Annotated in this window: 14 protein-coding genes; 8 read left to right on the top strand and 6 right to left on the bottom strand. The window is 65.3% G+C overall.

Annotated elements, in window-relative coordinates:
- Nucleotides 1-622 precede the first annotated feature (622 nt).
- The gene (locus ACNJYA_RS04365) at nt 623-2,644 is read right to left on the bottom strand and encodes a YgiQ family radical SAM protein (RefSeq protein ID WP_439402092.1); all 2,022 of its coding nucleotides are present in this window, start codon (nt 2,642-2,644) and stop codon (nt 623-625) included.
- Between the two features lie 224 nt (nt 2,645-2,868).
- On the opposite strand from ACNJYA_RS04365, the gene ACNJYA_RS04370 reads away from it, so the two are divergent.
- Nucleotides 2,869-3,006 (top strand): hypothetical protein, encoded by a 138-nt coding sequence (locus tag ACNJYA_RS04370; RefSeq protein WP_172784656.1) that lies wholly within the window; start codon nt 2,869-2,871, stop codon nt 3,004-3,006.
- On the opposite strand, the gene ACNJYA_RS04375 is transcribed toward ACNJYA_RS04370, so the two are convergent.
- Both ACNJYA_RS04375 and ACNJYA_RS04380 read right to left on the bottom strand, forming a co-directional pair.
- Nucleotides 3,003-3,677 carry a GntR family transcriptional regulator gene (locus ACNJYA_RS04375; RefSeq protein ID WP_439402093.1) on the bottom strand — a complete coding sequence of 225 codons (675 nt, stop codon included), beginning with the start codon at nt 3,675-3,677 and terminating at the stop codon, nt 3,003-3,005. The genes ACNJYA_RS04370 and ACNJYA_RS04375 overlap by 4 nt on opposite strands.
- Before the next feature lie 7 nt (nt 3,678-3,684).
- The gene (locus ACNJYA_RS04380; RefSeq protein ID WP_439402094.1) at nt 3,685-5,097 is read right to left on the bottom strand and encodes an FAD-binding oxidoreductase; all 1,413 of its coding nucleotides are present in this window, start codon (nt 5,095-5,097) and stop codon (nt 3,685-3,687) included.
- A 178-nt stretch (nt 5,098-5,275) separates the two neighbouring features.
- Here ACNJYA_RS04380 and ACNJYA_RS04385 point away from each other — a divergent pair, with 178 nt between their 5' ends.
- The 7 genes from ACNJYA_RS04385 (at nt 5,276) to ACNJYA_RS04415 (ending at nt 15,193) form a co-directional block, all read left to right on the top strand.
- On the top strand, nt 5,276-6,160 hold the full coding sequence (locus ACNJYA_RS04385; protein WP_260381874.1) for a dihydrodipicolinate synthase family protein: 885 nt from the start codon (nt 5,276-5,278) through the stop codon (nt 6,158-6,160).
- A 204-nt stretch (nt 6,161-6,364) separates the two neighbouring features.
- Nucleotides 6,365-8,704 (top strand): TonB-dependent siderophore receptor, encoded by a 2,340-nt coding sequence (locus tag ACNJYA_RS04390; protein ID WP_439403380.1) that lies wholly within the window; start codon nt 6,365-6,367, stop codon nt 8,702-8,704.
- Between the two features lie 2 nt (nt 8,705-8,706).
- Entirely contained in the window at nt 8,707-9,927 is a 1,221-nt protein-coding gene (locus ACNJYA_RS04395; protein WP_439402095.1) for a PepSY-associated TM helix domain-containing protein, read from the top strand.
- A gap of 76 nt (nt 9,928-10,003) precedes the next feature.
- A complete protein-coding gene (locus ACNJYA_RS04400) occupies nt 10,004-11,236 on the top strand; it encodes a rhodanese-like domain-containing protein (RefSeq protein ID WP_439402096.1) in 1,233 nt (410 codons plus the stop codon).
- A gap of 124 nt (nt 11,237-11,360) precedes the next feature.
- Nucleotides 11,361-12,605, top strand: coding sequence for a phosphoglycerate dehydrogenase (gene serA, locus ACNJYA_RS04405; RefSeq protein WP_439365543.1), 1,245 nt, complete (start codon nt 11,361-11,363; stop codon nt 12,603-12,605).
- Between the two features lie 110 nt (nt 12,606-12,715).
- Nucleotides 12,716-13,735, top strand: coding sequence for a patatin-like phospholipase family protein (locus ACNJYA_RS04410; protein ID WP_212259549.1), 1,020 nt, complete (start codon nt 12,716-12,718; stop codon nt 13,733-13,735).
- A 3-nt stretch (nt 13,736-13,738) separates the two neighbouring features.
- Nucleotides 13,739-15,193: a GntP family permease gene (locus tag ACNJYA_RS04415; RefSeq protein WP_439402097.1), complete on the top strand. Its 1,455-nt coding sequence runs from the start codon at nt 13,739-13,741 to the stop codon at nt 15,191-15,193.
- A 196-nt stretch (nt 15,194-15,389) separates the two neighbouring features.
- Here ACNJYA_RS04415 and ACNJYA_RS04420 read toward each other — a convergent pair whose 3' ends face one another.
- The 3 genes from ACNJYA_RS04420 to ACNJYA_RS04430 all read right to left on the bottom strand — a co-directional run bounded on the left by ACNJYA_RS04420 (nt 15,390) and on the right by ACNJYA_RS04430 (nt 20,038).
- Nucleotides 15,390-17,111: an ATP-dependent Clp protease adaptor ClpS gene (locus ACNJYA_RS04420; RefSeq protein ID WP_439402098.1), complete on the bottom strand. Its 1,722-nt coding sequence runs from the start codon at nt 17,109-17,111 to the stop codon at nt 15,390-15,392.
- A gap of 109 nt (nt 17,112-17,220) precedes the next feature.
- A complete protein-coding gene (locus ACNJYA_RS04425) occupies nt 17,221-18,846 on the bottom strand; it encodes a DHA2 family efflux MFS transporter permease subunit (RefSeq protein ID WP_172785197.1) in 1,626 nt (541 codons plus the stop codon).
- Nucleotides 18,788-20,038, bottom strand: coding sequence for an HlyD family secretion protein (locus ACNJYA_RS04430; protein ID WP_439402099.1), 1,251 nt, complete (start codon nt 20,036-20,038; stop codon nt 18,788-18,790). The genes ACNJYA_RS04425 and ACNJYA_RS04430 overlap by 59 nt, the downstream gene beginning before the upstream one ends.
- Nucleotides 20,039-20,170: the final 132 nt, after the last annotated feature.

Below are 20,170 nucleotides of genomic sequence, written 5' to 3' on the forward strand. Positions count from 1 at the left end.
GTGAAGCCAAAGGATGGGTGATAGTTGACTTGGATCAACAGCAGCGACGCCGGACTACGCGTCTGCCCAGTAGCGCCTTCCGCTCAGGGTCAAAACGTGAAGAACTCAGGTTTGGCAAATCTGGTCCGCTCTGCCGCGATGAGCGGACCTCCGTCAGACCCCACGCAACTTCGCAGATGGGCCACGAGCCGCGAGCACCTCGAGCGGTGCGGCTAGGGTAAAGCCGGCAGCGGGGTGTCGCAGGCTCTTGCTGGGCCGCCGGTGATCAAGCGGAGCGCGGCCGCTGGAACGGATTGCGCGGACGACGCGGTCGTGAGCTCGAAGACGCTGGCACTGAGCAACGTACGTGGCATCCGATCCCGGTCCTTCCGATGCTGTCATTCTGCTCCTGTTTTGCCCGACGAAGCAACGGTTTCGTAAAATCAGCAGAATGCGCAGCGGCCGTTCGAAAAGATCGTGCTCAATCAACAGGCTAAGGCGAGGTCACGCCTCATTCGATCGTGTGCCGCGCTAAGCCGTTGATTTTGCTGTCCCCGCCTACTGTGCATGGGGTTGTTTTCGAACTTTTTGTTTGGGAGCGCACGAAAGCGCAACCGAACCGCGCCTGATCCGGCCTCGCGCGCTACTTCATCACCCGCAGGCCCTTGGTCGTGAACTTCTGCGTCTTGCCGCCGGGTCGAACGGGACGCTTCGTGCCGGCGGCCTTGCCGGTGCCGGGCGGCTGGTGCGCAGGCACGAGCTGGTGGGGCTGCGAGCCGATCAGATCGCGGCGGCCCATCTCGATCAGGGCCTCGCGCAGCAGCGGCCAATTGTCGGGGTCGTGGTAGCGCAAGAACGCCTTGTGCAGGCGGCGCTGGCGCAGGCCCTTGATCGCCTCGACCTTGTCGCTGCCGCCGTGGCGCACGCCGCGCAAGGGGTTGACGCCGGTGTGGTACATCGCGGTCGCGGTCGCCATCGGCGAGGGCAGGAAGGTCTGCACCTGGTCGGCGCGATAGCGGTTCTTCTTCAGCCACAGCGCGAGGTTCATCATGTCCTCGTCGGTCGTGCCCGGATGCGCCGCGATGAAATAGGGGATCAGGTAATATTTCTTGCCGGCGCGTTCGGCCGCTTCATCGAACATCCGCTTGAACTTGTTGTAGGCGCCGATGCCCGGCTTCATCATCTTGTCGAGCGGGCCGCGCTCGGTATGTTCAGGCGCGATCTTCAAATAACCGCCGACGTGATGGGTGACGAGCTCCTTGATGTATTCGGGGCTTTCGACCGCGAGGTCGTAGCGCACGCCGGAGGCCACCATCACCTTCTTGATGCCACGGGTCTCGCGCACCTTGCGATAGAGCCGGATCAGATCGTCATGCGAGGTGTTGAGGTTCGGGCAGATCTCCGGGAAGACGCAAGACGGCCGGCGGCAGGCCGCCTCGACCTTCGGGTCCTTGCACGCCATTCGGTACATGTTGGCGGTGGGGCCGCCGATGTCGGAGATGACGCCGGTGAAGCCCGGCGTCTTGTCGCGGATGCGCTCGATCTCGCGCAGGATCGAGCCCTCCGAGCGGTTCTGGATGATGCGGCCCTCGTGCTCGGTGATCGAGCAGAAGGTGCAGCCGCCGAAGCAGCCGCGCATGATCGTCACCGAGAACTTGATCATCTCCCAGGCGGGGATTCGTGCCTCGCCATAGGACGGATGCGGCGCGCGCGCGTAGGGCAGATCGTAGACCGCGTCCATCTCTTCCGTGGTCAGCGGTATCGGCGGCGGGTTGAGCCAGAGATCGCGGTCGCCATGGCGCTGCACCAGCGGCCGCGCATTGCCGGGATTGCTTTCCCGGTGCAGCACGCGCGAGGCGCGCGCATAGGCTTCCTTGTCCTGCTCGACCTGCTCCAGCGCCGGCAGGCGGATCACGGTCGCACCTTTCTGGCGCGATGCGCCCTCGTCGGCGGAATCGAGATCGTCGGCGTGCAGCTCGGTGTAGCCGTCCGGGACCTTGCGGAACAGCGCCACGCCCCTGATGTCGTCGAGCGCGCGCGGCGCTTCGCCGGCGGCAAGCCGATGCGCCACCTCGACCACGGCACGCTCGGCATTGCCGTAGAGCAGCAAGTCCGCCTTGGCGTCCGCCAGCACCGAGCGGCGCACCTTGTCGGACCAGTAATCGTAATGCGCGATCCGGCGCAGCGAGGCCTCGATGCCGCCGAGCACGATCGGCACGTCCTTGAACGCCTCGCGGCAGCGTTGGGCGTAGACGACGGTCGACCGGTCCGGCCGCTTGCCGCCTTCGCCGCCCGCCGTATAGGCATCATCGCTGCGGATGCGCCGGTCCGCAGTGTAGCGGTTCACCATGGAATCCATGTTGCCGCCGGTGACGCCGAAGAACACCTTTGGCTTGCCGAGCGCCCTGAACGGCTCGGCCGAATGCCAGTCGGGCTGCGCGATGATGCCGACCCGAAAACCCTGCGCCTCCAGCAGGCGGCCGATGATGGCCATGCCGAAGCTCGGATGGTCGACATAGGCATCCCCGGTCACCAGCACGATGTCGCAGGCGTCCCAGCCGAGCGCATCCATCTCGGCGCGGCTCATCGGGAGGAACGGCGCCGGCTTGCGCGGGCGGGCCTGGGCCATCAGCGGCTTTTCGGCGGTGATCATCTGGGTGTCCATGGCGCCTACGCATAGGGCGAGGGGCGGGCGAATTCAACCGCTCGCTGTCCGGTGATGCGGTTCCGGCGCCGGTCGGACCGGCCGCAGGAACCAACCGTGCCCGCGTGCATTCTGGTTACGGGTTCGACGCGGGCCCGGGTTGCGCGCGCCTCCATCGTTTCGGCGTCCGTGACGTCGCCTCTGGCGATGGGGGAATCGTGGGTACGGTCATAGAGAACTTGCTGATGCGGAAGCAGAAGCTGGTGGAGCAGCTGGAAGCGGCGCCGTCGGTGGAGGATCGCGACAGAATCGAGCATCAGCTGGAGCAGATCAACACCGCGCTGGATTTTCTGGACAGGCCGGGGTCGAAGGAGGAGCGCTAGACGCGCTCATCCACCTTCAGCGCCTTGGCGTAGACGATTCCCGAATTCGTGATGTGCGTGGTCATCAATTCGCCGAAGGCGACGAAATCGCCGCGTGCGAACAAATCGAGCAGCTTGCGGTGCTCGTCGAAGGAGGTGCGGGTGCGCACGTCGATCGGCGAGGTCAAATTGGTGCGGAGGGCGGCGACGCGGCCGGAGACGAGCTGATAGGATTCGGCGAGATAGCGATTGCCGCAATGGGCGAACAGCGCTTCGTGAAAAGCGGTGTCGGCGCGGCCATAGGCGATGTTGTCCTTTGCCGCGACGGCCGGCTCCATCGCCGCGATCGCGGCGCTCATGGTCGCAAGTGTGCCGTCGCGGTCGTGGCGGAAGGCGAGCTCGGCGGCCTTGGGCTCCAGCGCGATGCGGAAGGTGCAGAGCGCATTGATGTCGTCCGCACTCGGCGTGAAGACGAAGCTGCCGACCTGCGGCCGGATCACGACGAGCCCCTGCGCCTGCAACTGTCCCATCGCCTCGCGCACCGGCGTGCGGCTGACGCCGAAGGAATTGGCCACCATCTCCTCGGAGATGGCAGCGCCTAACAAAAACTCTCCGTCGATGATGGCCTGGCGCAGCCGCTGCATCACCCGCTGCGACAGCGATTTCGGCGTATCGAGCTTGAGCGATCGCATGGTGCGCTCAGATCACCTTGCCGGGATTGAGCAGGTGATCGGGGTCGAGCGCCGCCTTGAGCGTCCGCATCAGCGCGATCTCAGCCTCGCTCCTGGCATGGCCCAGCCATTGCTTCTTCAACGTGCCGATGCCGTGCTCGGCGGAGACGCTGCCGCCGAGCTCGCGGACGAGGCCGTAGATGATCGCGTCCATCTCCTCCTTCGGCTGCTGCGCGACGGATAGGCCCGCGACCCAGGAGACGAGATGCAGATTGCCGTCGCCGATATGGCCGTAATAGACGCTCTCGCAGCCCTTGATGCCGGAAGCGAGCGCCGCCTTGCAGCGTGTGACGAACTCGTCCATCCGCGCCACCGCAAGGCCGATGTCATAGGAGATGTGCGGGCCGAGCACTTGGCCGAACTCGGCGCAGATGTCGCGCACGCGCCAGAAGGCTTGCGTCTGCGCCAGCGACTGCGCCACCGCGGCATCCGCCAGCAGCCCGCGGTCCATCAGCTCCTCGAGCCAGCTCTCAAAGCGCGGCGCATCGACACTCTCGTCGGTGCCCTGCGCTTCCACCAGCACGTAGAGACCGTGGCCTGCGCCGACCGGCGGCTTCACGCCGGCGCGCGTCGTGATCACGTCCCAATAATCGGGCCACATCACCTCGAAGGCGGACAGCAGCGGGCCGAGCCCCGAGCGCGCCGCATCGAGCAGCGCGATCACCGCCGGGTAATCCTTCAGCGCGCACAGTGCGGCCATGGTCGAGCGCGGCTTCGGAAACAGCTTCAGCACGACGCGGGTGATGATGCCGAGCGTGCCTTCCGAGCCGATGAACAGATGCTTCAGATCGTAGCCGGCATTGTTCTTCATCAGCTTGTTGAGGCTGGTGATGATGGTGCCGTCGGGCAGCACCACTTCGAGGCCAAGCACCAGCTCGCGCGTCATGCCGTAGCGGATCACGCGGTTGCCGCCGGCATTGGTCGAGAGATTGCCGCCGATCGCGCAGGAGCCGCGCGAGCCGAGATCGAGCGGAAAGAAGAAGCCGGCCTCGTCCGCCGCCTTCTGGATCGTCTCCAGCGGCGTGCCCGCCTTCACCGTCATCGTCGCGGAGGCGCGATCGATCTCCTCGATGCCGGTCATGCGCTCCAGCGAGATCGCGACCCAGCCCGCTTCCGGCGAAGCGCCGCGGCACAGGCCGGTCAAGCCGCCCTGCGGCACGAACGGCAGATGCGCCTGCCGGCAGGTCGCAATCGCATCGGCAACGCCCTGCGCATCGACGGGGCGGATCACCGCCAGCGGCGTCTGCGGCAGGCTCGCGCTCCAGTCGTTGCAATTGCGCGCCGGCACATCGGTGCCAACGAGCACCGCGGCCGCGCCGAGCCTGTCGCGCAACGCGCCGAGCAATTGGTCGGGATGCTCAATGGGGCTCACCATGTTCATGCGAGACCTCCTTTAGGATTCGACTGCGCCGCATGCGCGCCGCGACGTGGAAAGGGTTTGCACCCGTCTTGTATGTAAGGTACAAGGTGGAAAGTAAAGCAAAAACAAGGCTTCGCCTCGCAGAGAAGATCGTTTGGGATCAGAGGCTTAGCTGGCGGCCGCAACAAAGGGTGGTGTGATGACGGAGGCGATTCGCGGGTTCTGGGTGGCGTCGGCGACGCCGCTGGCAGCGGACGGCAGCGTGGACGCCGCAAAGCTGGCAGCTCACGCCAAGCAGCTGTTCAGCAAGGGCGTTGACGGCGTCGTGCTGTTCGGCACCACCGGCGAAGGCACTTCGTTCAATGCCGCCGAACGCGTTGCGACCGTTGAAGCCGTCCTCAAGGCCGGTGTGGCGCCGGAGCGCATCGGAATCGGCGGCGGCTTTCCCGCCATCAGCGACAGCATCGCGCTGACGCGCGCCGCGCTCGGGCTCGGCCTGCGCCACGTTCTGTTGCTGCCGCCCTATTTCGACCGCAGCGTCACAGCCGAAGGCATCGAGGACGCCTTCGCTGCGATCATTGACGGCGTCGGCGACGATCGCCTGCGCGCCTATCTTTATCACATCCCGCAGATCTCGGGCGTTGCGATCCCGACCCATGTCGCTGCGAACTTGCGCAAACGTTACGGCAGGGTGGTCGCCGGTCTGAAAGACTCCAGCGGCGACTTCAAGCAGTTCCAAGCGTTCCGTGCCGCCGCGCCGGAGCTTGCCATCACCGTCGGCAACGAAGCCGATATCACCCGCGCGATCGCCGCCGGCGGCGCCGGCACCATCTGCGGCATGGCCAACATTGCGCCGGAGCTGGTCAAGGCGATGGTTGACGGCAAGGACGTCGAAGCGCGCATGCAGGCGGCGATCGACATCGTGGTGAAGTCGCCGTCTTTCCTCACGACGCTGAAGGCGATCCTTGCGGCGCAGACCGGCGATGCAAGCTGGCTGCGCGTGCGACCGCCGCTCCGCGCCTTGGCCGACGGCACCGCGCTCAAGCGGAAGCTCGACGAAATGGTGGCGCCCGCCATCGCGTGAGATCGCGATGGCGTCCCGACACGTTGCCGCGAAATTCGCGTGCAGCGTGTCGCCATCGCTGCGGGGGCAATCGGTGATTGTTGCCCCGCGCCTCACGGTGTTTAGAACGATTCAACACTAGAGCGATTCAAGCTCGGCTACGGTTCTCTTCGATTGCGGCGACTGTTACAGGCGCACACTTCAACGTTCTTGACTTGAAGTGGAATCAAAGTGCGTGCCTTCGTGGATGGCTGCGTCAGCGGCCATCGAACCCGTGCCGGCAAGAGCCGAGCAGGTCTTCTCATCGGTGCGGCCGTGCTGCTTGCCGAAAGCCCCTCCAACACCACGAGCGCTCAGGCGCAATCGGCTCTGCCGCCGGTGACGGTTGAAGCGCCGGCGCCGCGGCCGAAGCCGGCCCGTGCATCGGATCAGTCGTCGCGCCGCAACCAAGCCGTCGTGCGCCGCCAACCCAGCCGCAATCCCGCACCCGCGGTGCCGACCTTGTCGGAGCGCGCCGCCGCCGAAGCCGCCGCGCAACAGGCGGCCAAGCTCGGCTATCGTGCAATGCCGAGCGCGACCACGCTGCGCAGCGGCGCCTCGCCGCTCGACACCTCGCAGTCCGTCAACGTCGTTCCGGCGCAAGTGTTGAAGGACCAGCTGCCGCGCAACATCGACGACGCTCTCGTCAATATATCCGGCATCACCCAGACCAACACGCTCGCCGGCACACAGGACGCCGTGATCCGCCGCGGCTTCGGCGACAACCGCGACGGCTCGATCATGCGCAACGGCATGCCGTTGGTGCAGGGCCGCAGCCTCAATGCCGCGGTCGAGAGCGTAGAAGTACTGAAGGGCCCGGCCTCGCTGCTCTACGGCATCATGGATCCCGGCGGCATCGTCAACACCATCAGCAAGCGGCCCGAGCTTTATCAGCACGGCTCGGTCACGCTGCTTGGCTCGACCTACGCCAACAACCGCAACGGAGCCGACGGTACGCTCGACATCACCGGTCCGATCGGCGACGGCGGTCTCGCTTATCGTTTCATCGGTTACGGCGTCAGCGAAGATTATTGGCGCAATTTCGGCCGTCACCGCGAGATGCTGGTGAACCCCTCGCTGGCTTGGTACGGCGACACCACGACGGTCCAGCTCACCTATGAGCACCGCGAGTTCATCTATCCGTTCGACCGCGGCACCGCTTTCGTCAACGGCGCGCCGCTGGCGATCCCGAAGACTCGCCGGCTCGACGAGCCCTTCAACAACATGTGGGGCACCTCCGACCTGATCCAGGGCTCGGTCGAGCAGAAGCTGGACGACAATTGGAAGGTCACGGCGGCCTACAGCTACAACACCGAGACCTACAGCGCCAATCAGCTTCGCATCACCGGCGTCAACGCCAAGACCGGCGTCGAGACCCGCAGCAACGACGGCACCAGGGACTCGCTGAGCAACGCCAGCTACGGCACCTCCTATCTGCAGGGTGACGTCTGGGTGGGTGGCTTCCGCAACGAGATCCTGTTCGGGGGCGAGGCGCTGTATCGCACGATCGACCGCCACGATTTGATCCGCCAGGCGACCCCGAGCTTCAATTTTTACAACCCCGTTTACGGATTGATCACACCGGGAACGACCGTTTCGGCAACGGACAGCGAGCAGACCGACAAGCTCGGCACCCGTGGCTTCTTCGCCCAGGACACGTTCCACGTGACCAGCTGGCTGTCGGTGGTCGGCGGCGTGCGCTGGATGGAATACGAGCAGCTCGCGGGAAGAGGCCGGCCTGTGTTCGTCACCAACACCAATCTGTCGGGCGACAAGGTGCTGCCGCTCGGCGGCGTCATCTTCAAGCTGAACGATCAGCTGTCCTACTATGTGAGCTACACGCAGTCGCTGAAACCGACCTCGACCATCGCGCCCTTCACCGGTGCTCCCATCGGCTTCGTCGTCGACTCCACCATTCTGCCCGAAGAGGGCACCCAATGGGAGACTGGCGTCAAGTTCGATGTCAACAAGCGGCTGTCCGGCACTCTTGCGGTCTACGATATCGAGAAGAAGAACGTGCTGGTCTCCGACCCTTTTACTAGCGGTACGGTCTTGGTACGAACGTCCGCGAAGGCGCGGTCGCGCGGCGTCGAGTTGGACGTGACCGGCAAGCTGAGCGATCAGTGGAGCATGATCGGAAGCTACGGCTATACCGATGCCCGCCTGGAGAACGATCCCATCAACGGCAACGCCAAGTTGCTGAATGCTGCGATGAACACGGCTTCGCTCTATCTCGTCTACGATTTCGGCGACAAGCTCCCCGGACGCCTGCGGCTCGGCGGCGGCGCGCACTATGTCGGTGACCGGCCGGGCGACTCCGCCAACAAGTTCTTCTTGCCGGCTTATACCGTCGCAGATGTCTTTGCGACTTACGACACAGAGATCGACAATCTGCCGGTGACCTACCAGTTCAACATCAAGAATCTGTTCGACAAGGTCTACTATACCTCCAGCACCGGAAACGCGCTCAATGTTGCTATCGGCGACGCGCGGCGCTTCTCGCTCTCGGCAACGGTGAAGTTCTAGCGATGGCAGTGCGGCCGGGGCACATGATCAAAGCTGTCCTGCTCCAGGTCCATTCCATCGCGGGCCTGGTGCTCGCGCTGCTGCTCGCCCTGATCGCGCTAACTGGCGCGATCATGAGTTTCGAGGACGAGATCGTCGATCATCTCAACACCGGCATCATGCACGTAGCACCGCGCGAGATGCCGGCGCTGATGCCGGACGAGCTGGTCGCGCGGCTGATGGCGGGGCAGGATTTCGGCCAAGTCTCGGGTCAAGTCTCGGGTCAGGTCTCGGCCGTCATGCTGTCGAGCGATCCGGCCGCCGCCGTGCGCATCCGCTTCGCGCGCGACGAGCAGGGCGCGCGGCCGAACTCGCTTTATGTCGATCCCTATGATGCGCGCGTGCTGGGTGCGCCGCGTGGCGAGGCGTTTTTCGCGACGGTTCGGAAGCTGCATCGCTGGCTGCTGATCCCCGGCGATGCCAAGGGCTGGGGCCGCCAGATCACCGGTGTGGCCGCGCTCGGCCTGATCGTCATGCTGGTCTCGGGTCTCGTGCTGCGCTGGCCACGTCGCGCGCGCAGCGTGAAGATGTGGCTCAAGCCCAATCTCGGTCTCAGCGGGCGCGGGCTGCATCGCTCGCTGCATGCGGTCATCGGCACCTGGGTGCTTCCGGTCTATCTGGTGATGACGCTGACGGGCCTGTGGTACTCGTTCGACTGGTACAAGGACGGCGTCGTCTGGCTGCTGTCGCGTCCAGAAGTCTCTGCTGCGAAGATGCAGCCAAAAATGTCTGCGAAGGCGCCGCGTGCGGCGGCCCGTTCCGAGCCGACCCGGCCGATCGGGTTCGACCTGGCATGGACGACGTTCCGGCGTGAGGAGGGCGACCGCTTTGCCAGGGCTCTGCTGACGCTGCCGCCCAGCCCCGGCACGGTGATACGGATCCGGTCGTGGGGAAGGAATTCGGCGCTCGACACCGCGCGCGACGAATTCCGGATCGATGCCGTCACCGGTCAGGTCGCCTCCGCCGAACGTTATTCCGACAAGACGTTCGGCGAGAAGATCATCGCCAACGTGCTCGATATCCATCGCGGCGCTGTCCTGGGCTGGCCCGGCAAGCTCGCCTTCATGATTGCCGCGGCCCTGATGCCGCTGTTCTCGGTCACCGGCATTTTGCTCTATCTGTCGCGCCCCAGGCTGCGGCGCCCGGCGCAGGCGCCGCAGGGCCGGCTCGTTCCGGGCGAGTGAGCTGCTGCCGAAGAGGCTAGCCAACACCTCGACAATCGTTCAAAAGCCCGTGGCACGTCCTTGTCAGGTTCACGCCATGAAGCTTCCCACCGTTACCCCCGCCGATATCCGCCGCGCCTTGCTCTTGCGCAAAGAGATCGCGCTGCTCGATCTCCGATACGAGGCGGCCTTTGCCACCGGCCATCCGCTGTTCGCCGCAAACATGGCTGCGGACCGGATTGCAGTTGAGGCCGAGATGCGGCTGCCGCGCAAGGACGTTGCGATCGTGCTCTATGATGACGGCGAGGGGCTGGTCGTGACCGGTGCCGAGCGTCTTGCTGCACTCGGCTACACGAATGTCAGCGCACTCGACGGCGGGCTGACGGCGTGGCGCGATGCGGGCTTCGAGGTGTTCGAGGACGTCAATTCCTATTCCAAGGCCTTCGGCGAACTGGTCGAGTCGCGTCGTCACACGCCCTCGCTCAGCGCCGACGAGGTGGCAAAGCTGATCGCCGACAAGGCCAACATCGCCATTCTCGACGTCCGCCGCTTCGACGAATACGCGACCATGAACATCCCGGGCTCGGTCAGCGTCCCCGGCGCGGAGCTGGTGCTGCGGGCAGGGCAGGCCGCGCCCGATCCCGACACCACCATCATCGTCAATTGCGCCGGCCGCACCCGCTCCATCATCGGCACCCAGTCGCTGATCAATGCCGGCGTGCCCAACAAGGTGCGGGCACTGCGCAACGGCACGATCGGCTGGACGCTGGCGCGGCACGCGCTCGATCACGGCGCCGACAGACGCGGCGCGATCGGCCCGTTCGAGGGCGGGCCGGCCAAAGCCCGCGACGTCGCCTATCGCGCCGGTGTCCGTCATATCGGCGCGAACGAGATGGCGGCGCTGGTCGCAGAGACCGATCGCACGCTGTATCGCTTCGACGTGCGCGATGCCGAGGACTATGCGGCCGGGCATCTCCCCGGCTTCCGCCACTATCCCGGCGGCCAGCTCGTGCAGGAAACCGACATGGCCGCACCGGTGCGCGGCGCGCGCATCCTCCTGACCGACGACAGATGCGTCCGCGCTGACATGACGGCGTCCTGGCTGGCGCAGATGGGCTGGGAGGTCTATGTGCTCGAGGGCGGCTATGACGGAGCGCTGGAAATCGGTCCACCGCTGGTGATGCCGAAGCCTGATCCGGCCCACCGCTACCGCCGTCCCTATGAAGGCACCGATGTGGCCGAAGCTGCGATGCAGGCCTATCTCGATTGGGAATACGGCCTCGTCGAGCAGCTCCGCCGCGACGCCACGCACGGCTTCTATGTGATTTGACCGAGCTCTGGGATGCCAAGCGCACCCATCGCCTCGCCATCTTCTCCCCGTATCCAAGCCCTATTGTGCTGCGTATCGCCCGCGGTCTATGAGCTGCGGCAAGGCTGCCATTTACGGAGATTCCATGTCCGCCCCCGGCCAAAGCCCTGAGCGAAGCGCCAAGGCGCTGCTGCTCGAAGGCGTCAATGATAGCGCTGTCGATCTTTTCAGGAGCGCGGGCTTCACCAATGTCGAAAGGCTGACCAAAGCGCTGGACGGCGCGGATCTGCGGCGCGCGCTCGAGGGTGTGTCGCTGCTCGGCATCCGTTCGCGCACCCAGATCACCGATGAGGTGCTGGGGGCGGCCGACCAGCTTCTCGCTGTCGGCTGCTTCAGCGTCGGCACCAACCAGGTCGATCTTTCGGCGGCGCGCAAGCGCGGTATTCCCGTCTTCAACGCGCCGTTCTCCAATACGCGCAGCGTCGCCGAGCTCGTCATCGGCGAGATCGTGATGCTGCTGCGGCGGATCTTTCCGCGCTCGGTGTCGGCGCATTCCGGGGGCTGGGACAAGTCGGCGGCCGGCAGCCGCGAGGTGCGCGGCCGCACGCTCGGCATCGTCGGCTACGGCAATATCGGCTCGCAGCTTTCGACCTTGGCCGAAGCCATGGGCATGCGCGTGATCTATTTCGACCGCACCGACAAGCTTCGCCATGGCAACACCGAGCCGGTCGAGAAGCTGGAAGAGCTGCTGGCGCAGAGCGATGTCGTCAGCCTGCACGTGCCGGAGACGCCGGAGACCGCGGGCATGATCGGCGAGAAGGAGCTCCGGGCGATGAAATCAGGCTCGTTCCTGATCAACAACAGCCGCGGCACCGTCGTCGATCTCGATGCGCTGGCGCGTGCCTTGCGCGATGGCCATCTCGCCGGTGCCGCCGTCGACGTCTTTCCCGTCGAGCCCTCGTCGAACGCCGATCGTTTCAACAGCCCCATTCAGGGCATCGAGAACGTCATTCTCACCCCTCATATCGGCGGCTCGACCGAGGAGGCGCAGGAGCGGATCGGCGGCGAGGTCGCGCGCAAGCTGGTTGACTATTTCATTACCGGCTCGACCATGGGCGCGGTGAACTTCCCGGAAGTGCAGTTGCACTTGCGTCCCTCCGGCGCGCGCTTCAGTCATGTCCACCGCAATGTGCCCGGCATGTTGCGGCGGCTGAACGAGGTCTTTCTCCAGCGCGACATCAACATCGCCGCGCAATATCTGGAGACCGCCGGCGATCTCGGCTACGTCGTGCTCGACGCCGATCTCGGTGGTCAGGACTCGGCGGCGCTGCTCCAGCAGATCCGCGCGCTCGACGGCACGGTCGGTGCGCGGCTGGTATTCGAGCACTAGACTGCCACCACGTTCCGGTTGCATTGTGCGGCCACTGCTCCCACACTGCGGTCGAATTCGACGTGTTCCAATCAGGTCGAATTTGAGCTTCAGTTGCGTGAGTGTCCGCCATGGAACGGGACGCCGTACTGATTGATCTCGCGCTTCAGGGCGGCGGTTCGCACGGCGCCTTCTCCTGGGGTGTGCTTGATCGCCTGCTGGAGGAAAACTGGCTCAGCATCGCCGCAATCTCCGGAACCTCCGCAGGCGCGATGAATGCGGCGGTGCTGGCGGACGGCTGGACCGCCGGCGGCGCCGAGGGCGCGCGTGAGGCGCTCGACCAATACTGGCGCCGTGTTTCGAAGGCTGCGGCCTTCAGCCCGCTGCAACGCTCGCCGCTCGACCGCTTGATGGGGCGCTGGACCCTCGACACTTCGCCCTTCTACATCCTGACCGATTTGATGTCGCGCGTGCTGTCGCCCTACGATCTCAATCCGACCGGCTACAATCCGCTGCGTGCGGTGCTGGCCGAGAGCATCGATTTCGAACGCCTCGTGCGCTCGCCGATCCAGCTGTTCATCACCGCGACGCGGGTGCGCACAGGGCGCGGCCGTATCTTCCGCAACGCGGAGATCACGGCGGATGTGCTGCTGGCATCGGCCTGCCTGCCGACCATGTTCCGCGCCATCGAGATCGACGGCGAACCCTATTGGGACGGCGGCTTCGCCGGCAACCCGACGATCACGCCGCTGGTCCGCGAAAGCGACGCGCACGACACCATCCTCGTCCAGATCAATCCGACCGAGCGGCTGGAGGCGCCGCGGACGGCCGCGGAGATCCTCAACCGGCTCAACGAAATCTCCTTCAACTCGCCGCTGATGAAGGAGCTGCGCATGATCGCGCTGCTGCGGCAGGCGGCCGATCCCGGCAGCGGCGAGGGCGCGCGCTGGGCCAAGATGCGGACGCACCGGGTCAAGAGCGACATGCTGGCGAAGTTCGGGGCGTCCTCGAAGCTCAACGCGGAATGGGAATTCGTCTCGATGCTGCGCGCCGAGGGGCGCATGGCCGCAGACGCCTTCCTCGCCGAGCATGGTGCCGACATCGGCCGTCGTTCGACCGCCGATCTCGACGTCCTCCTGTCGGAGTGTTGAGGCATGGGTCTCCTCGGCCTCCTCGTCGGGCTCGCTCTGCTGGTCCTGTTCGCCTTCCGCGGCTGGAGCGTCCTGCTGCTCGCGCCGTTCGCCGCACTCGTTGCGGCGCTGTTCGGCGGTGAGCCGCTGCTCGCCAACCTGACCCAGGTGTTCATGGTCAACGCAGCGGGATTTCTGGCGCAGTTCTTCCCGATCTTTCTGCTTGGCGCCGTCTTCGGCAAGTTGATGGACGACAGCGGGGCGGTGACGTCCGTCGCCGGCTTCATGGCGGAGCGCCTCGGCGAGCGGCGCGTGATCCTGGCGGTCGTGCTTGCCGGCGCGCTGGTCACCTATGGCGGCGTCAGCCTGTTCGTAGCGTTCTTCGTCATCGTTCCCATGGCCCGTTCGCTGTTTCGCGCAGCTTCGATTCCGCGTCGCCTGATCCCGGCTGCGATCGTGCTGGGGACGTCGACCTTCACGATGTCGGCCCTGCCGGGCACGCCGTCGATCCAGAATGCGATCCCGATGCCGTTCTTCGGCACGACGCCGTTTGCGGCGCCGGGCCTGGGCATCGTCGCCTCCCTCATCATGCTCGGCGCGGGATTGTGGTGGCTGCATCGCGCCGAAGCGTCGGCGCGCCGCACCGGAGAAGGCTACGGCGATGACGTTGAGGACTCGGCCGAGCGCGCAGCCGCCGACGAGCTCGTGCGCGAGCGCGCGACGACCGCCCGCGAGTTCGACCCGGCGGAGCTACAGCACGGTCATCGCAGCAAGCGGCCTTCGCCGGTGCTGAATGCCATCGCGCCGCTGGTCGTCGTCGTGACTGTCAATCTCTTGATGTCGCTCCTGGTGTTGCCGCGGCTCGATGTCAGCTATCTCGCCGAGCAACGCTTTGGAGATACCACGCTTGCAGCTGTTGCAGGCGTCTGGTCGGTCGCGGTTGCGCTGGCTGCCGCCATCGCCACCACCATCGCGCTGAACTGGGCGCGCCTGCCGGCGCTGCGCCGGACCATGGACGCCGGGGCCAATGCGTCGGTCCTGCCCGCGTTCAGCGTCGCCAGCCTCGTCGGGTTCGGCGCCGTCGTCGCCTCGCTGCCGGCATTCACGATCGTGCGCGACTGGGTGCTGGCGATCGAGGGCGGACCGCTGGTCTCGCTCGCCGTCGCGACCAACATCCTGGCCGCGCTGACCGGGTCGGCGTCGGGCGGCCTCACCATCGCCCTCGACGCTCTCGGCCCGACCTATGTCGAACTTGCCGCTCGCAACGGCATCGACCTTGCGTTGATGCATCGCGTGGCGGTGATCGGCGCGGGAACGCTGGACATCCTGCCGCACAATGGTGCGGTGGTCAGCCTGCTCGCGATCTGCGGCCTGACTCACCGCGACAGCTATTTCGACATCGTCATGGTGGGCATCGTGACCTCGCTCCTGGCGCTGGTGGCCGTGATTGCCCTGGGCAGTGCGCTGGGGTCGTTCTGACGGAAAGCCGGCGTCAGCGATTGACGGACGGGCGAAGGTTGCACGCGTTCCCTGTCGTCCGCGCGCTGCCACTGTGCCGCTGGCCGGCCTGGCCGCACTACAAGTCGGGACCGGTGACGGAGGCGTCGAGCTATTTCTGCGCGCAGTGACCCTTCACCTCTCCCCGCGAAGACGCGGAGAGGGAGACATGCTCCGCTCATCCCGCCGCCATCGCCTGCGCGCCGCCGAGCAGTCGCGCATTGAGCCGGCCGCCGGAGAACAGCATGTCATCGAGGGCTTCGTCGATATCGGCGGAAATGACGGAATTGCCGCCATCGCGCGCGAGGCTCGCTTGTGCCAGGCGCCGCATCAATTCCTTGATGAATGCGCAACTCGTGCCTTCGCTGCGCCTGGCGGCTTCGGCGACGACGGCGTCGTCGAGTGGCAGTCCCTTGCCATAGAGCCGGACCAGTTTGTTGCGGCCGGTCTCGTCGGGAAGCGGCACTTCGATGGCCTGATCTATGCGACCGGGGCGGCCCGCTAGGGCGCCTTCGAGTTGCTGAGGCCGATTTGTTGTCAGCACGAACAGGATGTCAGCGTCCTGCTTCAAGCCATCCATCTCGTTAAGTAATCGGTTGAGCAGCGGTTCTTCGCAGCCGCTCATGTTCTCGCGCTGCCGCGCGATGAGATCGACGTCTTCGATCACAACCATGGCCGGTTGCAGGAGGCGAGCGAGATTCATATAGGCGCCGAGCAGGCCGATTTGCTCCGCTGTGATGATCAGCGTCGTATGACCGGGCAGATGGGCCGCGAGATAGCGGATGGTGTGAGTCTTGCCCGTGCCGGGTGGGCCGTAGAGTAAGATACCCTTCCGGGTCGACTGTCCGAGGCGGCGCAGCACGTCCCGCGTGCCCACGAAGTTCAGGACGTTACGATCAAGTAGCCGTAACGTCTGTTCAGGCAGGATCACCTCGTCACGACTGACGGAAGGAAGCCGGTGCACTGTGATCCCGCGCGAGCGCCCACGGTAGTCGGAATCGGCATCGAGAGAGAGAATCTTGCCACGGTAGGTGCGCGCGGCCTGAACGGCGTCCTCCAGCGCGCTGAAGCACTGCTGGACAAGCGCTGAGCCTGCGGCCCCGGCCGGCGCCATGATTTCGATCCGCACGCCGACCTCGCGGCTGTATTCACGATGAATGGCCAGAAGCACCGCGTAGCGGAGACCAGCGGTTGCGCAAAGCCAAAGACCATTGTCGAGGCACTTGGCTGGTGTCGGTTCGCCGATATCGACGTCGTTGTACTGAAGCGGTGCGATCGTCGCCGCGAAACCGTCGTTCTGCATCAATCTCGACATGGATAGCGTCTCGTAGCGGCGGTCCTCGGCGATACCGAATAGCCGGACCGGAGACGCAAATAATCGGTCGATGGCGGCCTGGACGTCTGCCCGCATGTGGCCAGGAAATTGGCGTACCGTGGTCACCAGCTGACTCCGCGGCACATCGGCGAAGTGCCAATTCAAGACACCGAACGTGTAATTGAACTCCTCCGAGGGGAGGTCCCGCGATGCGCTTGCTGCTGCGAGTACGCAATCGGCGCACAGCCACACCGTGCGGTCCACCAATTGTGCTTCCGACTGCGCGATCGGTCGGCCGCAAAGCTCGCAGCAGGGCCTCGCCGTTTCGCTTGTGATCAGGAGTGGGTGGCCGGCGGCAGCGACACGACGCCTTGCAGATTCCAGCAGGGCGCCTGCGACCGGTGGTGGGTAGGGACCGCAGGCTGCCGCGCCATGCCTCTCCATGTCGGCAATCACGGAGGCGGCTTCACTTTCCGACTTGCCGAAGACGCGACGCAACAGGTCAACGATGAATTCACGCGGAGTATCTTCGTCAGCATGCAGCACGAGCTGAGCCGGCACGGCCTCGACCTGAGTATCGCTCATGAAGTGTCCCCTTGAGCAACCTATAATTGATATGAACAAATAGGGAACATAAAAGGACGCGGCCGTCAAGCGTGACGGCCGCGTCGATTTGGTCGTTCGTTTTCGAGCTCTAATGCGCGCCACCTCCGCCACCCGGCGCCTTCACCCTTCGCGTCAGCAGCACCGCGATCGCGGCGAGGACCAGCACCACGCCGATCACGGCAAAGGTGTCGGAATACCCCATCACCAGCGCCTGGCGCTTCACGGTCTTGCCGAGCGCGATGATGGCCTGCTCGCGTGCGGCGTTGGGGTCGGGGACGCCGTGGGCCATGAAATAGTCCGTCATCTGCGCGATGCGGGCGCGGACCTCCTCGCGGCCGAGCGTGACCGAATGGCCGATGATGTTGGAGTGGAACTGCTCGCGTTTGGTGACGATAGTGGCGAGCACCGCGGTGCCGATGGCGCCGCCGAGGTTGCGCATCATGTTCGAGATGCCGGAGGCGGCCGCCGCATCCTGCGCCGCGACGCTGCCGAGGCTGAGTGCCGAGAGCGGCGCGAGCGTCAGCGCCTGGCCGACCGCACGCACGATGTTGGGCATCAGGAACTGATCGCCGGAATAATCGAGCGACATCTGGATGTTCATGAAGGAGCTCGCGGCGAACAGCAGCAGGCCCACGGTCGCGACATAGCGGCCGTCGAAACGCTGCATCAGCTTCGGCACCAGCGGAATCAGCAGAAGCTGCGGCAGCCCGGTCCAGGCCAGCACGTTGCCGATCTGTTCGGCATTGTAGCCCTGCACTTGGCCGAGATAGGCGGGCAGGAGATAGACCGAGCCGAACAGTGCGAAGCCGAGGAACACCGCCGCGATGGTGCCGATGCCGAAATTCCACTGCGTCAACAGGCGCAGGCGCAGCAGCGGCTTCTCCACCATCAGCTCGTTGGCGATGAACAGCGACAGGCTGATCACGGCGATGACCGCGAGCCGCACGATGAAGGGAGAGCCGAACCAGTCGTCCTTGTTGCCTTCTTCCAGCACGGCTTGCAGCGAAGCGAGGCCGATCGCCATGGTCGCGATGCCGAACCAGTCGCCTTCGCGCAGCAAAGCGAGGTTCAGCGGTTGGCGCTCCAGCGTGAAGAACAGCGTGGTCACCATCACCGCCGTGGGCAGCACGTTGACGAAGAAAATGGTCTGCCAGCCGTAATTCTCGGTGAGATAGCCGCCGATGGTCGGCCCGATCGCCGGTGCGAAGGTCACGGCGAGCGAGAACATGGCAAGGCCGATCGGCTGCTGGCCCTTCGGCAGCTTGGTGAAGACCAGCGTGAACGCCATCGGGATCAGCACGCCGCCGAAGAAACCCTGCAGGCCGCGCATCGCGATCATCGACGGCAGATCATGGGTGAAGGCGCAGGCGACCGAGAAGGCCGCGAACAGGCTCGCGAAGCTCAGGATGATGTTGCGGAACGAGAATACCCGCGACAGATAGTCGGTCAGCGGGATGACGATGATCTCGCCGATCAGATAGGACGTCGAGATCCAGGATCCGTTGTCGGCGCCGGTGCCGATGCCGCCCTCGATGTTGAGCAGCGAGGCGTTGGTGATCTGGATGTTCAGGATCGCCATGAAGGCGCCGATCATCGCCGCGAACACGGCGATCCAGATCGTGGCGCTGGCCCGATTGGGGTCGGCGGCGACGCGCTCAGGCGTCGCGGCCGGAATTGCTTGTGCTGGCGTCGATATTGAGAGGCTGTTTGACATGGCACGACCCTCCGGAAACAGGTTTTGCTTTGGGCGTCGCTGCCGCCTGAGCGGCCGGCGCTGAACGCGTTGCGATCGTCGGGATCACGGACATGCCGGGCCGCAGCGCGATCGGAGGCACCGTCCCGGCGTCCAGCGCGATCTTCACGGGAATGCGCTGCACGATCTTGGTGAAATTGCCGGTGGCGTTGTCGGGCGGCAGCAGCGCGAACTCCTGGCCGCTGGCCGGCGCGATGGAATCGACGTGACCATGCACGACTTGGCCCGGGAAGGTGTCGACCTCGATCTCGACGCTCTGACCGGCGCGGACATGCGTGAGCTGGGTCTCCTTGAAATTGGCGACGACATAGGTGCCCGTGGCCGGCACGATCGACATCAACTGCGTGCCCGCCTGCACATACTGGCCGACGCGCAAGGTGCGGTTGCCGACGACGCCGTCGATCGGCGAGACGATCGTGGTGTAGCCGAGATTGAGCTCGGCCTGGTGCTGGACCGCGGTTGCGCGGGCGGCGGCGGCCCTGGCCTGCACGATCTCGGCCTTGAGAAGATCGACCTGCTTCTGTGCGGAGATGAGGTTGGCGTTGTCACGCGCGATCGCGGCGTCCGCGCCGGCATCGCGCGCCTGCGCCTGCTGCGCATTCTGCACGCTGCCATAACCGGTCCTGGCGAGATCCGTGTAGCGCTTGTTCTCCTGCTGGGCGAAGGTCTTCGCGGCCGTGTCGACATCGATGGTCGCTTTCGCGGCTGCGATCACCGCCTCCTGAACCTCGAGCTGGGCCTGCTTGCTCGTCACCGTCGCGTTCGCGGCGGCGACGTCGGCCCTGGCCTGATCGAGCGCGACGCGGAAGTCGCGATCGTCGATCCGGGCCAGCACCTGGCCGGCCTTCACATGCTCGTTATCGCCGACCAGGACGCGGTCGAGATAGCCGCTGACCTTCGGCGCGATGGTGGTGTTGTCGGCCTTCACATAGGCGTCATCGGTGGAGACGAGGAAGCGCCCGACCGTCCAGTAGTCGTAGCCGTACCAGCTCGCGCCGGCGAGCGCGGCGACGGCCACTCCCGCCAGCAACAGCTTGCGAAAGTTCAGCTTTCGGCGCGGGGTGGGGACCGGCGCGGCGGGCAGAATGCCTTCGGGCGGGCTGGTTGGCACCACGATGGTTTCGCTCTTCGATGGATTGGTATGCACGGTCATGGCCGGCTCCCTGAATTAGGAAACTTGACGATTTCCAAAATAGGGCTAGCTTGAGGACTGTCAATGGAATGACAGGCATCATCTAAAAACATGGCTCAGGCAAAATCGTCATCAGAAGGCCGCCCGCGTGGG

Origin of the sequence: Bradyrhizobium sp. BLXBL-01, from assembly GCF_051853025.1 — a bacterium.
In the GTDB taxonomy this organism is placed as follows: Bacteria; Pseudomonadota; Alphaproteobacteria; order Rhizobiales; family Xanthobacteraceae; genus Bradyrhizobium.